The sequence below is a fragment of the Rhizobium sp. BK418 genome (assembly GCF_004341105.1).
Taxonomy (GTDB): domain Bacteria; phylum Pseudomonadota; class Alphaproteobacteria; order Rhizobiales; family Rhizobiaceae; genus Rhizobium.
Genome location: NZ_SLZK01000001.1, coordinates 643,395 through 655,595, shown reverse-complemented (window position 1 = coordinate 655,595; position 12,201 = coordinate 643,395). Strand labels below are relative to the sequence as shown.

14 protein-coding genes are annotated in these 12,201 nt (G+C 60.1%); 7 read left to right on the top strand and 7 right to left on the bottom strand.

The features are described from left to right. Positions 1–117: 117 nt before the first annotated feature. From EV281_RS03265 to EV281_RS03250, 4 genes are all read left to right on the top strand, one after another. Positions 118–426: a hypothetical protein gene (locus tag EV281_RS03265; RefSeq protein ID WP_132651489.1), complete on the top strand. Its 309-nt coding sequence runs from the start codon at positions 118–120 to the stop codon at positions 424–426. Between the two features lie 46 nt (positions 427–472). Beyond that, positions 473–979 carry a helix-turn-helix domain-containing protein gene (locus tag EV281_RS03260; RefSeq protein WP_132651488.1) on the top strand — a complete coding sequence of 169 codons (507 nt, stop codon included), beginning with the start codon at positions 473–475 and terminating at the stop codon, positions 977–979. A gap of 116 nt (positions 980–1,095) precedes the next feature. After that, positions 1,096–2,361 (top strand): beta-ketoacyl-ACP synthase II, encoded by a 1,266-nt coding sequence (gene fabF, locus EV281_RS03255; RefSeq protein ID WP_132651487.1) that lies wholly within the window; start codon positions 1,096–1,098, stop codon positions 2,359–2,361. Between the two features lie 63 nt (positions 2,362–2,424). Then, positions 2,425–2,853 carry a DUF4864 domain-containing protein gene (locus tag EV281_RS03250; RefSeq protein WP_132651486.1) on the top strand — a complete coding sequence of 143 codons (429 nt, stop codon included), beginning with the start codon at positions 2,425–2,427 and terminating at the stop codon, positions 2,851–2,853. Here EV281_RS03250 and tgt read toward each other — a convergent pair whose 3' ends face one another. The 5 genes from tgt to coaD all read right to left on the bottom strand — a co-directional run bounded on the left by tgt (position 2,854) and on the right by coaD (position 6,767). Next, entirely contained in the window at positions 2,854–3,984 is a 1,131-nt protein-coding gene (tgt, locus tag EV281_RS03245; RefSeq protein WP_132651485.1) for a tRNA guanosine(34) transglycosylase Tgt, read from the bottom strand. Then, entirely contained in the window at positions 3,981–5,066 is a 1,086-nt protein-coding gene (queA, locus tag EV281_RS03240; RefSeq protein ID WP_132651484.1) for a tRNA preQ1(34) S-adenosylmethionine ribosyltransferase-isomerase QueA, read from the bottom strand. Before queA ends, tgt begins: the two co-directional genes overlap by 4 nt. A 72-nt stretch (positions 5,067–5,138) precedes the next feature. Then, positions 5,139–5,648, bottom strand: a complete 510-nt coding sequence (locus tag EV281_RS03235) for a peptidylprolyl isomerase (protein WP_132651483.1) — start codon at positions 5,646–5,648, stop codon at positions 5,139–5,141. 25 nt (positions 5,649–5,673) lie between these two features. Then, complete coding sequence (locus EV281_RS03230) at positions 5,674–6,246, bottom strand: peptidylprolyl isomerase (RefSeq protein WP_132651482.1); 573 nt, start codon at positions 6,244–6,246, stop codon at positions 5,674–5,676. A 26-nt stretch (positions 6,247–6,272) separates the two neighbouring features. Further along, positions 6,273–6,767, bottom strand: coding sequence for a pantetheine-phosphate adenylyltransferase (coaD, locus tag EV281_RS03225; RefSeq protein ID WP_132651481.1), 495 nt, complete (start codon positions 6,765–6,767; stop codon positions 6,273–6,275). A gap of 91 nt (positions 6,768–6,858) precedes the next feature. Between coaD and EV281_RS03220 the strand changes: the two genes are divergently transcribed. Together EV281_RS03220 and EV281_RS31020 are read left to right on the top strand one after the other, a co-directional pair. Further along, positions 6,859–7,134: a hypothetical protein gene (locus EV281_RS03220; protein WP_132651480.1), complete on the top strand. Its 276-nt coding sequence runs from the start codon at positions 6,859–6,861 to the stop codon at positions 7,132–7,134. A 163-nt stretch (positions 7,135–7,297) separates the two neighbouring features. Beyond that, positions 7,298–7,441 (top strand): hypothetical protein, encoded by a 144-nt coding sequence (locus tag EV281_RS31020; protein ID WP_165911811.1) that lies wholly within the window; start codon positions 7,298–7,300, stop codon positions 7,439–7,441. 341 nt (positions 7,442–7,782) lie between these two features. Here the strand turns inward: EV281_RS31020 and gyrA are convergent, their stop codons facing one another. Beyond that, a complete protein-coding gene (gene gyrA, locus EV281_RS03215; RefSeq protein WP_132651479.1) occupies positions 7,783–10,584 on the bottom strand; it encodes a DNA gyrase subunit A in 2,802 nt (933 codons plus the stop codon). Between the two features lie 224 nt (positions 10,585–10,808). Here gyrA and EV281_RS03210 point away from each other — a divergent pair, with 224 nt between their 5' ends. Continuing rightward, positions 10,809–11,456 carry a MarC family protein gene (locus EV281_RS03210; protein WP_132651478.1) on the top strand — a complete coding sequence of 216 codons (648 nt, stop codon included), beginning with the start codon at positions 10,809–10,811 and terminating at the stop codon, positions 11,454–11,456. A 47-nt stretch (positions 11,457–11,503) separates the two neighbouring features. On the opposite strand, the gene EV281_RS03205 is transcribed toward EV281_RS03210, so the two are convergent. Then, on the bottom strand, positions 11,504–12,055 hold the full coding sequence (locus EV281_RS03205; protein WP_132651477.1) for a single-stranded DNA-binding protein: 552 nt from the start codon (positions 12,053–12,055) through the stop codon (positions 11,504–11,506). Positions 12,056–12,201: the final 146 nt, after the last annotated feature.

Genomic DNA, 12,201 nt, shown 5'->3' with positions numbered 1-12,201 from the left:
TGACGTCTTTAAGCAGCAGGCCTGCACGGGGCTCCTCTCACGGAGTTCTTATTCTGCTTGTCGCATAGCGATCCTGCGCCACATAGTCGATACGCCCCCCAAGCAGCGGAGAGACCATTGCCCTGGATCGCCTATGTCGTTCACTTCATCGCGGCCGCATGCCTCACCAACGGCGTGCCGCATTTCGTCAGCGGTGTCAGCGGCCGGCCGTTTCGCACACCTTTCGTCCACCTGCAGGGAACGAATCTCAGTTCACCCGTGACCAATGTCGTTTGGGGCTGGTTCAACTTCCTCATCGCCTTTCTGCTCTTTGCTAATATAGGGCCGCTCTATATCGGCACGCCCGGCGATACGATTTTTGTCGCGGCAGGCAGTCTTGTGGCGGGCGTTCTCCTGGCGCGGATCTTCGAGCGGGATCAGCCCTGAACTAGTGACTTGCATCATGCAAGTTACTTCGATAGTGACTAGCATCATGCGACGGACGAGCTTTGCCAATTTCAAATGCCCCGCCGCCCGCGCGCTCGACAGCGTGGGCGACTGGTGGAGTATGATGATCCTTCGTGATGCCTTCCACGGGCTTACGCGCTTTGACGAATTCCAGAAAAGCCTCGGTGTGGCGCCGAACATCCTCACACGACGGCTTGCGCATCTGATCGACGAGGGGCTTTTCGAGAAACGCCTCTATAATGAGCGCCCTGCCCGCTACGAATATGTGCTGACTGACAAGGGACGTGATTTCTTCCCGGTGCTCATGGCCCTGTTTTCGTGGGGGCGTCGGCACGTTCCGCAAGACGATCTTGCCTTCCTGCTCGGCGATACCGCCTCAGGCAAGGAACGGCGACCGGTGGTGGTAGACGCAGCCAGCGGTGAAGAACTGAAGCCCGAAAATACCTGCCTGCTGCCTGGACCGGCCGCTAATGATGGCGACCGCGAACGGATCGCCCGCATGCGCGCCTATTACCTCGGTATCGACGCCTAGGGCATTTCCGCTTTTTCTTCGAGTTGCAAATATGCCCTATCTTTTTGTTTTTACGCAATTCCGGACGCAAAGCCGCCGCGCACATTTGGCGGAAATACTCTAGAAAGGACAAAACCATGGAACGCATCGTTGTCACCGGCATGGGACTCGTTTCGCCGCTCGGAGTTGGGGTCGAGACGGCATGGAAGCGGCTTGTGGATAGCGCCTCTGGCCTGCGTGTTCTGCCCGAGGATATGGTGGGCGATCTCGCGGCCAAGGTCGGTGGGGTCGTTCCCTCCATCGAAGAAGATACCGAAGCCGGTTTCGATCCCGACCGTGCCGTTCCGCCCAAGGACCAGAAGAAGATGGATCGCTTCATCCAGTTCGCGATGATGGCGACAGACGAAGCCGTGCGTCAGGCCGGGTGGACGCCCGAGGGCACGGATGAGCGCGAACGCACCGCAACGATCATCGCCTCCGGTGTCGGCGGTTTTCCCGCAATCGCCGATGCTGTCCGCACGGCTGAGACGCGCGGCGTTCGGCGGCTCTCGCCCTTCACCGTCCCCTCCTTCCTCGTCAATCTGGCAGCCGGCCAGGTGAGCATCCGCTACGGCTTCAAAGGGCCACTCGGAGCGCCGGTTACGGCCTGTGCCGCCAGCGTTCAGGCGATCGGCGATGCAGCCCGGCTGATCCGGTCGGGTGAAGCTGACGTTGCGATCTGCGGTGGCTCGGAAGCCTGTATCGACAAGGTGAGCCTTGGCGGTTTTGCTGCCGCGCGGGCGCTCTCGACCGGTTTCAACGACAGGCCTGAACTTGCCTCACGCCCCTTCGATACAGCGCGTGACGGTTTTGTGATGGGTGAAGGCGCCGGCATTCTCGTCGTCGAGACGCTGGAGCATGCACTGGCGCGCGGTGCAACACCACTTGCCGAGCTCGTCGGCTACGGAACGGCGGCCGATGCCTATCACATGACGGCGGGACCGGAGGATGGTGAGGGCGCTCGCCGGGCGATGGAAGCGGCTCTGCGGCAGGCGGGGGTTCCAGCCTCCGAGGTCAGGCATCTCAATGCGCACGCAACCTCGACGCCGGTGGGCGACAAGGGTGAAATCGCGGCAATCGGCACAGTCTTCGGCCGCGATGGCGGCATTGCCGTCAGCGCCACGAAATCGGCGACCGGCCATCTCCTGGGTGCTGCCGGCGGACTGGAAGCGATCTTCACGATCCTCGCGCTGCGCGACCAGCTCGCCCCGCCGACGCGCAATCTGGAGACGGCCGATCCGGCCGCCGAAGGTATTGATCTCGTCGGCAAAGTGGCCCGCAAGGTAACGGCGGAATATGCGATCACCAATGGTTTCGGTTTCGGTGGGGTGAATGCCAGCGCCCTCTTCCGCCGCTGGTCGTAACCCGCCTCTTTCCTTGCGCGCAAAATGGCCTACACTTCTCCGGATATTGCCGGAGATGATCCCATGCGCGCTTTCTTCGCAGTGCTGGTTCTATGTGCCGTATCCGTGATGTCAGGAGCGGCAGTGCTCGCCGAAGATCCCGTACAGGCGACACAGACGATGATCGAGGAGCAGATTCGGGCATTCCTGAAGGATGACGCTGATACAGCCTATTCCTTCGCCGCGCCCGGCATTAAGGCGATGTATCCGGACAAGAACGTCTTCTTCGCGATGGTGAAGAGGAGCTACGAGCCGGTTTATCATCCCGGCAACTATGCATTCGGGCGCAGCCGGTCGATCGACAACGGCGCCTTGATCTATCAGGAAGTGTTGATTTCCGCCCGCGACGGCAAGGACTGGACGGCGATCTATCAGGTCGCCCGCCAGCCCGACGGCAGTTACAAGATCAATGGCGTACAGATCGTGCCGAATACCGACAGCAAGGGCATCTGATCAGACGGGTTCGAGGTCACCTTTCGCCCATTCTTCAATCGTCTCGGCCATGAAATCGGCGAAGCGGTCTTCGGCGATCGCCTTGCGGATGCTCTGCATCAGTTCCTGATAGTAGTTCAGATTGTGCCAGGAGAGCAGCATGCCACCGAGCGCCTCATTGGCGCGCACGAGATGGTGGAGATAGGCGCGGGAATAGTCACGCGTTGCCGGGCAGTTCGACTGCTCGTCGAGCGGGCGCATGTCTTCCGCATGGCGGGCGTTGCGAATATTGACCTTTCCGCGGCGGGTGAAGGCCAGGCCATGGCGGCCCGAACGCGTCGGCATCACGCAATCGAACATGTCGATGCCGCGGGCAACCGATTTCAGGATATCGTCGGGCGTGCCGACGCCCATGAGATAGCGCGGTTTTTCACCGGGCAGCACCGGAAGCGTCGTTTCCAGCATCTTCAGCATCACATCCTGTGGCTCACCGACGGCAAGACCGCCGACCGCGTAACCCTTGAGATCGAGCTTTGCGAGTTCTTCGGCCGAGCGGACACGCAGGGCCGGTACATCGCCACCCTGAACGATGCCGAACATGGCCCTGCCCGGCTGGTTGCCGAAAGCGACCTTGCAGCGCTCGGCCCAACGCAGCGATAGTTCCATCGCACGTTCGATTTCCTTGGGCTCGGCCGGCAATGCCACGCATTCGTCAAGCTGCATCTGGATATCGGAGCCAAGCAGACCCTGGATTTCGATGGAGCGCTCCGGCGACATGTGATGCAGGCTGCCATCGACATGCGACTTGAAGGTTACGCCCTGCTCATCGAGCTTGCGCAAGCCGGAAAGCGACATGACCTGGAAACCGCCGGAATCCGTCAGGATCGGATGGTCCCAGCGGATGAGTTTGTGCAGCCCTCCAAGGCGGGCAACGCGCTCCGCCGTCGGGCGCAGCATCAGGTGATAGGTGTTGCCGAGGATGATATCGGCGCCGGTCTCGCGTACCTGGTCGAGATACATGGCCTTGACGGTACCGACCGTGCCGACGGGCATGAAGGCCGGCGTCCGGATCGTGCCGCGCGGCATGGAAATTTCACCGAGGCGAGCGCCTCCATCGGTCTTCTTCAGGGTGAACTGGAAGTTCTCGGTCATTTGTCTTTCCGGAAAAGAAGGCTCGCGTCGCCATAGGAGTAGAAGCGGTAGCCTGTCGAAATGGCATGTTGGTAGGCCGCGTGCATGGTATCGAAACCAGCGAAGGCCGAGACCAGCATGAAAAGCGTCGAGCGGGGCAGGTGGAAGTTGGTCATTAATATGTCGACCGCCTTGAAGCGGTAACCGGGTGTAATGAAGATCCCGGTGGCGCCCGCCCAAGGCTTGATCTCGCCGCTCTCCTCGGCAGCGCTCTCGATCAGCCGCAGCGAGGTCGTGCCGACGCAGACGATACGCCCGCCCCTTCCGCGCACGGCATTCAGCCTTGCAGCGATGTCGGCGCTGACATAGCCGCTTTCCAGATGCATTTTATGGTCGTCAGTGTCGTCGACCTTGACCGGCAGGAAGGTGCCGGCGCCAACATGCAGCGTCACGAAATGCCGTTCGATCCCGGCCTTATCGAGCGCCTCAAACAGGGCGGGCGTGAAATGCAGGCCGGCGGTCGGGGCGGCAACAGCGCCCTCCTCCCGCGCATAGATTGTCTGGTAGTCGGCGCGGTCGCGCTCGTCCTCCGGCCGCTTGGCGGCGATATAGGGCGGTAGCGGAATATGGCCGACCGCGGCGATCGCTTCGTCCAGTACAGGGCCGGAGAGATCGAAGGCGAGCGTCACTTCTCCCGCCTCACCTTTTTCTTCGACGGTCGCATCGAGCGAGCCGATCATGCAGCTTTCGCCACCATGACCGAAGGCAATGCGATCGCCTTCCTTGATGCGCTTGCCGGGTTTGGCAAAGGCTTTCCACTTGTTGGCGCCTAGTCGCATGTGAAGAGTGGCCGAAATCTGCTGGCCGCCGGCGCCTTCGCGATGGCGAATGCCTTCAAGCTGGGCCGGTATAACCTTGGTGTCGTTGAAGACCAGCGCGTCCCCTGCCCGCAGGAAGGACGGCAGGTCGAAGACGTGATGATCGGATAGAACTGGCTGCCCGTTCGGATCGACGAGAAGCAGGCGTGCGCTGTCGCGCGGCTCGGCGGGCCGCAACGCAATGCGTTCATCCGGCAGGTCGAAATCGAAAAGGTCTACGCGCATTAATGTACTTTCAGACAAAGCGAAACCCGCCCCGCGCTCGCACGCAAGGGCGGGTTTCAGCAGAAATCACAATCAGACGTCGGCGGCAACCCGCATAGAGACGATCGAATCTGGATCGGAGACGGGCTCGCCCTTCTTGATCTTGTCGACGTTTTCCATGCCTTCGATGACCTGGCCCCAGACGGAATATTGCTTGTTCAGCCACGGAGCGTCGGTGAAGCAGATGAAGAACTGCGAGTTGGCCGAGTTCGGGTTCTGCGAACGTGCCATAGAGCACGTGCCGCGAACATGCGGCGTTGCGGAGAATTCAGCCTTCAGGTCGTCCTTGGAAGAACCACCCATGCCTGCGCGGCCCGGGTTAAAATTCTCGCCGCCCTTCTTGCCGAACTCGACGTCACCGGTCTGTGCCATGAAATCGGCGATAACGCGGTGAAAAACAACGCCGTCATAGGCCTTCTCGCGGGCGAGTTCCTTGATGCGCTTGACGTGTTCGGGGGCGACCTGCGGCAGAAGCTGGATGACAACCTTGCCCTTGGTGGTTTCCAGAATGATGGTGTTTTCCGGATCCTTGATCTCGGCCATTGTCGTTCTCCTTCTCGTCTTGAACTTACTTCTTGCCCATCGTGACCTTGATCATGCGGTCAGGATTGCTGACTTCGCCGTTCTGGCCTTCGCCCTTCTTGATCTTGTCGACGTTTTCCATGCCCGACACAACCTTGCCGACGACCGTGTACTGGCCGTTCAGGAAGGAGCCGTCAGCAAACATGATAAAGAACTGCGAGTTGGCGGAATTCGGATCCTGGGCACGCGCCATGCCGACCGTGCCGCGGACGAAGGGCGACTTGGAGAATTCGGCCGGAAGGTCTGGAAGGTCGGACCCGCCGGTACCTGCGAGGCCCGCATCAAAGTTCTTTTCCATGTTGCCGTACTTCACGTCGCCAGTCTGGGCCATGAATCCGGGAATGACGCGGTGGAAGGCGACATTGTCATATTCGCCTTTCTTCACCAGCGCTTCGATCTGTGCGACGTGCTTCGGCGCCACGTCGGGCATCAGCTGGATGACGACCGGACCGCTCTTCAGCTGGATGGTGATGTAGTGATCGGCAGCCTGCGCAAAAGCGTCGCCCGCGAAGGAGGCGAGATAGAGCACGCCGGCAAATGCAAGATAGAAGAGTTTCATGTGAGCTCCGTTGAGGCGGTATCGACCTAGGCTTTGCGCTTGGATTTCAGGGCTTGCAAGACGGCCGCAGGCACAAAAGCGCTGACATCGCCGCCCATGGCTGCGATCTGGCGTACTAATGTGGCGGTAATGGGCCGCGAGGCCGTGCCCGCCGGCAGAAAGATGGTCTGGATGTCGGGCGCCATCTGCCGATTCATGCCGGCCATCTGCATTTCATAATCCAGATCGGTGCCGTCGCGCAGGCCGCGGATCAGAAGGCTTGCGCCATGTTTGCGTGCGGCGTCGACAACGAGGTTGTCGAAGGAGACGACGTCGATATGTGCACTCTTTTCCGGAAGCGCCTCGGCAAGAGACGCGCGGATTAGCGCCGCTTTTTCTTCGAAGGAGAAGAGCGGTACCTTGCCGGGGTGAATGCCGATCGCGACGATTACCCGCTCGGCGACGTTGAGCGCCTGGACCAGTACGTCAACGTGTCCGTTGGTAATCGGGTCGAAGGACCCCGGATAAAAAGCTGTCGTCATCTGGCCCGGCCGGTTGTTTCACGCCTTTTGTCACGGAAGACCGTTTCCCGCAAGTCATTTAGCCATGCCGGCGGGCGCGGCTGAACGATGAATGAACGGGGCGTTCAAGGCCCGCTCAGATGCGGTCTGCTTTACTCCTGACATCAACGCAGGCGCCGCCGATCCTGGCAGCGTCTCCCCCGGAAAGACCTCGATCATGCTGATCATCCTGATTGCAATAGCCGTTACTTTCTCGCTCGTTGGCGAGCTTTTCTACAGCTGTCTCGCAAATCGGCGCCAGCTTGGCTGGGTACGACCTGACATCAATGAACATGCGGCCATCATGCGTCAGCTCGGCCGCATGCGTTCTAATCGATTTGAATTCTGAACGGCAGATGAACAAGGCATTCAAGGTCGCTTCAGAACACGATTGCTAAACACCCCGCAACATCCGGCGGGAACCATTTTAAGACGGATGCGTTCACTTGATCGAGACATATGAGATGCGGAAGCGCGGCAGGAAGGGAATGAACATGCCTGACAAAATCACCATGATTAACGTGCTTTGGATGGTAATGGTTACGGGCATGCTGACTGCGACAGTCGCTCTCTATGACAACCAGAAGATCGATGCTTCCAAAGTATATGGCCCCTACGCTTCGGCTCGCTCCGTAAGCGTACTCGGCCAATACTAAGGAGCTTGACCGCAGCTCTCTTCAGAAAGGAACGCCACCGTGTTCACGATCCTGACAGTCCTCACAGCACTCATCAGCGTCATGTTCATAGTGTCGGTGACTTCGACGATTTCCGCGCTACGCCGTGAGAGCAAGGAAGGAAAATCGCTGAACGAGAAGCATAGCGTATTTTAACTCCGCCTACCGCAATACAATCAAGAGAAGGCCGGGTGTTCTGCATCCGGCTTTTTCTATGCCTGTCGTGTAGGATGCGGAGCCAAGTCGCCGCATCGGCAAGTTCTTCTAGAGCAATAAAAAAACGGGCGGCAGAGCCGCCCGGTCTGTGATGTATAACTGGGAAATTATTCGCCCGATGGGGTTTCGTCAGCTTCGCCCACGGCAGGCGCTCCGCCTTCGGAAGCCACGGCTTCTTCGCCGTTCTCCGTCGTCTCTTCGTCTTCCGGCTCGCTGATGCGCTCGACCGAGACGACCTTCTCGTCCTTGGCGGTGGAGAAAATCGTGACGCCCTTTGTTGCACGGCTGGCGATGCGGATGCCGCCAACGGGCACGCGGATCAACTGGCCGCCATCGGAGACGAGCATGATCTGGTCGCCATCGTCGACCGGGAAGGCGGCGACGAGTTCGCCGATTTCGCCCGTCTTCGAGGTGTCAGTGGCACGGATACCCTTGCCGCCGCGGCCGGAGATACGGAAGTCGTAAGAGGACGAGCGCTTTCCGAAGCCCTTTTCGGAAACCGTCAGCACGAACTGCTCGCGTGCCTTCAGTTCTTCGTAACGATCGTCGTTAAGCTGTCCCTCTTCGGTGACTTCCTCGCCGACCAGGGCGATGTCCTCTTCGTCCACGCCCGTCGCGCGACGTTCGGCGGCGGAGCGCTTGAGGTAAGCAGCGCGTTCCCACGGTTCGGCATCGACATGGCCAACGATCGTCATCGAAATGATGCGATCGCCATCACCAAGATTGATGCCGCGTACGCCGATCGAGTTGCGGCCCGCGAAGACGCGGACATCATCGACCGGGAAGCGGATGCACTGGCCGAGCGCCGTCGTCAGCAGAACGTCGTCCTGGTCCGTGCAGGTCTCGACGGAGAGGATTTCATCGCCCTCTTCGTCCAGCTTCATCGCGATCTTGCCGTTACGATTCACCTGGACAAAGTCGCTGAGCTTGTTGCGACGGACAGTGCCTCGCGTCGTCGAGAACATAACGTCCAGGTTATCCCAACTGTCTTCGTCCTCCGGCAGCGGCAGGATAGTGGTGATGCGCTCTCCGGGTTCGAGCGGCAGCATGTTGATAAGAGCCTTGCCGCGTGAGGTCGGCGTGCCGATCGGCAGGCGCCAGACCTTCTCCTTGTAGACGATGCCGCGCGAGGAGAAGAACAGAACCGGCGTGTGAGTATTCACCACGAACAGCCGGCTAACAAAATCTTCATCGCGCGTGGTCATGCCCGATCGGCCCTTGCCGCCGCGGCGCTGCGCGCGGTAAGTCGTCAGCGGCACGCGCTTTATGTAGCCAAGGTGCGAAACGGTCACGACCATGTCTTCGCGGGCGATGAGGTCTTCATCGTCCATTTCCAGGCCGCCGTCGACGATCTCGGTGCGGCGCTGCGTGCCGAACTCGTCGCGGATGGCAGCGAGCTCGTCCTTAACGATCGTCTGGATGCGGACGCGCGAGGACAAGATATCGAGGTAATCCTTGATTTCCTCGCCTATCTTATTGAGTTCATCACCAATTTCGTCACGGCCGAGAGCCGTCAGGCGAGCGAGACGCAGCTCGAGGATCGCGCGGGCCTGCTCTTCCGAGAGATTGTAGGTCAGATCGTCATTGATGCGGTGGCGCGGGTCGTCAATGAGACGGATCAGGCTTTCCACATCTTCCGCCGGCCAGCGGCGAGTCATCAGCTCTTCGCGAGCGGACTGCGGATCCGGCGCCTGGCGGATGACGCGGATGACTTCGTCGATATTGGCAACCGCGATGGCGAGACCAACCAAGACGTGGGCGCGCTCACGTGCCTTGCGAAGGAGGAACTTCGTTCTCCGGCTAACGACTTCTTCGCGGAAGGAGACGAAAGCGCGGAGCATGTCGAGCAGCGTCAGCTGTTCCGGCTTGCCGCCATTCAGCGCCACCATGTTGCAGCCGAAAGAGGTCTGCAGCGGCGTATAGCGATAGAGCTGGTTCAGGATGACGTCGGCGTTGGCGTCGCGCTTCAGCTCGACGACAACGCGGTAGCCCTGCCGGTCGGATTCGTCGCGCAAGTCCGAGATGCCTTCAATGCGCTTTTCGCGCACCAGCTCGGCCATTTTCTCGATCATCGTCGCCTTATTCACCTGGTAGGGAATTTCGGTGATGATGATCTGCTCGCGGTCGCCGCGCATCGGCTCGATCGTGGCAACGCCACGCATGACAACGGAGCCGCGGCCGGTTTCATAGGCCGAACGGATGCCGGCACGGCCGAGGATCTTGGCGCCAGTCGGGAAGTCCGGACCGGGGATGATCTGCATCAGTTCCGGCAACTCGATCGCGGGATCGTTGATCAGCGCGATGCAGCCGTCGATGACTTCCGAGAGGTTGTGCGGCGGAATGTTGGTCGCCATGCCGACGGCGATACCGCCCGCGCCGTTGACGAGCAGGTTCGGGAACTTGGCAGGAACGACGACCGGCTCAGACAGAGTGCCGTCATAGTTGTCGCGGAAGTCGACCGTTTCCTTGTCGAGGTCGTCGAGCAGTGAATGCGCGGCTTTCTGCAGCCGGCATTCGGTGTAGCGTTCGGCCGCCGGCGGGTCACCGTCGACGGAGCCGAAATTGCCCTGCCCGTCGATAAGCGGCAGGCGGAGCGACCAGTCCTGCGCCATGCGGGCGAGCGCGTCATAAATCGCAGCGTTACCGTGCGGATGGTATTTACCCATCACATCCCCGGTAACGCGGGCGCATTTGACGTATTTCTTGTTCCAGTCGATGCCGAGCTCGGACATGCCATAGAGGATGCGCCGGTGCACGGGCTTCAAGCCGTCGCGCACGTCGGGAAGCGCACGGGACACGATCACGCTCATCGCGTAATCGAGATACGACCGCTGCATTTCCTCCATAATGGAGATCGGCTCGATGCCTGGCGGGAGCTTCCCGCCGCCGGGGGGTGTTTGCTCAGTCAAAACGGTTCACGTTCTCTTCTAGAATCACTCGAAGATTTATAGCGGAAAGCCTGTTCCCGCGCCAATTTGCCTCGCAGTTTTGAACAGGCTTTTGCGGTCTAAAGAGGGCAAAAGACAGCATTTGCCGGTCGCAAAAGACGAAAGGAGATCATGTATTTGCCAAATCGGAAACCGCGCATCACAATCATCAAAAAGCAAGCACTATATGGGGTTCTGGAGAGCCGATGACAAGCTCCGACCAATTGATCAACGCGTTCACGACGCTGCTCGTCACCATCGATCCTCCAGGCCTTGCGCCCCTCTTTCTCGGCCTCACTGTCGGCATGAGCCGGCCGGAGCGAAAACAGGTGGCGCTGCGTGGCACCACCATCGCCTTCATCATCCTTGCCGTCTTTGCGCTGTTCGGTTCCAGCGTGCTCGGCGTGCTCGGCATTTCGATCGGCGCCTTCAAGCTCGCCGGCGGATTGCTGCTTTTCTGGATCGCTTTCGAAATGGTGTTCGAACGGCGGCAGGACCGGAAGGAAAAAACCACGGAAGTGGCCATCACCAAAGATCATATCGAGAATATTGCCGTCTTCCCGCTGGCGCTGCCGCTGATTGCCGGGCCGGGAGCGATCTCGGCGACAATTCTACTTGGCGGCACCCTGCCCTCCACGGTCGAGCGCGCGCAACTGATCGGCGTCATTGCCGGCTGCCTGCTGATCACCCTGCTGGTGCTCTTCCTCGCCGACCGCCTGGATCGCTTCCTCGGCGTCACGGGCCGCGCGATCCTGACGCGCCTGCTCGGCGTCATCCTAGCGGCCCTCGCCGCGCAGTTCGTTGTGGACGGCGCCAAATCCGCCCTCAACCTGATCAGCGCCACGCCGGCATAAAAACGGCGCCTGAAGGCGCCGTCCTCGAACCAATCGAGCAGGATCGATCAAAACGGGATGTCATCGTCGAGGTCGCGCGAGAAGTTGCTACCACCGCTGTTGTTGCTGCTGCCGCCTCGACCACCACCGCTGCTGCGGCCACCGCCGGAGGACGAACCAGAGCCGTAATCGTCCCCATAGCCACCGCCGCCGAAATCATCGCCACCACGACCGCCGCCGAAGCCGGAACTTGCGCCGCCGCCTTCGCCACGCCCGTCGAGCATGGTGAGGGTCGAATTGAAGCCCTGCAGCACAATTTCCGTCGAATAACGGTCGTTGCCGTTCTGGTCCTGCCACTTGCGGGTCTGCAGCGCGCCTTCGATATAGAGCTTGGCACCCTTCTTTACATATTGCTCAACGACCTTGCAGAGGCCTTCGTTGAAGACGACGACGGTGTGCCATTCGGTCTTCTCGCGGCGCTCGCCGGAGTTGCGGTCGCGCCAGGTTTCCGAGGTCGCGATGCGGAGGTTGGCGATCGGCCGGCCATCCTGCGTGCGGCGGATTTCAGGGTCAGCACCCACGTTTCCGATCAGAATTACCTTGTTCACACTGCCAGCCATATCATTCACCTTACTGCCGCCCTGCCCGGCGACGTTCAAAATCATCGGCGCACCTTAAACCATAGAGGACTGGCGGTGCGTATCCAGGTCCTCTTAATCCACAAAGGAATTTTGTTCTTTATTTGTTCTAATTATCCGCTATGATC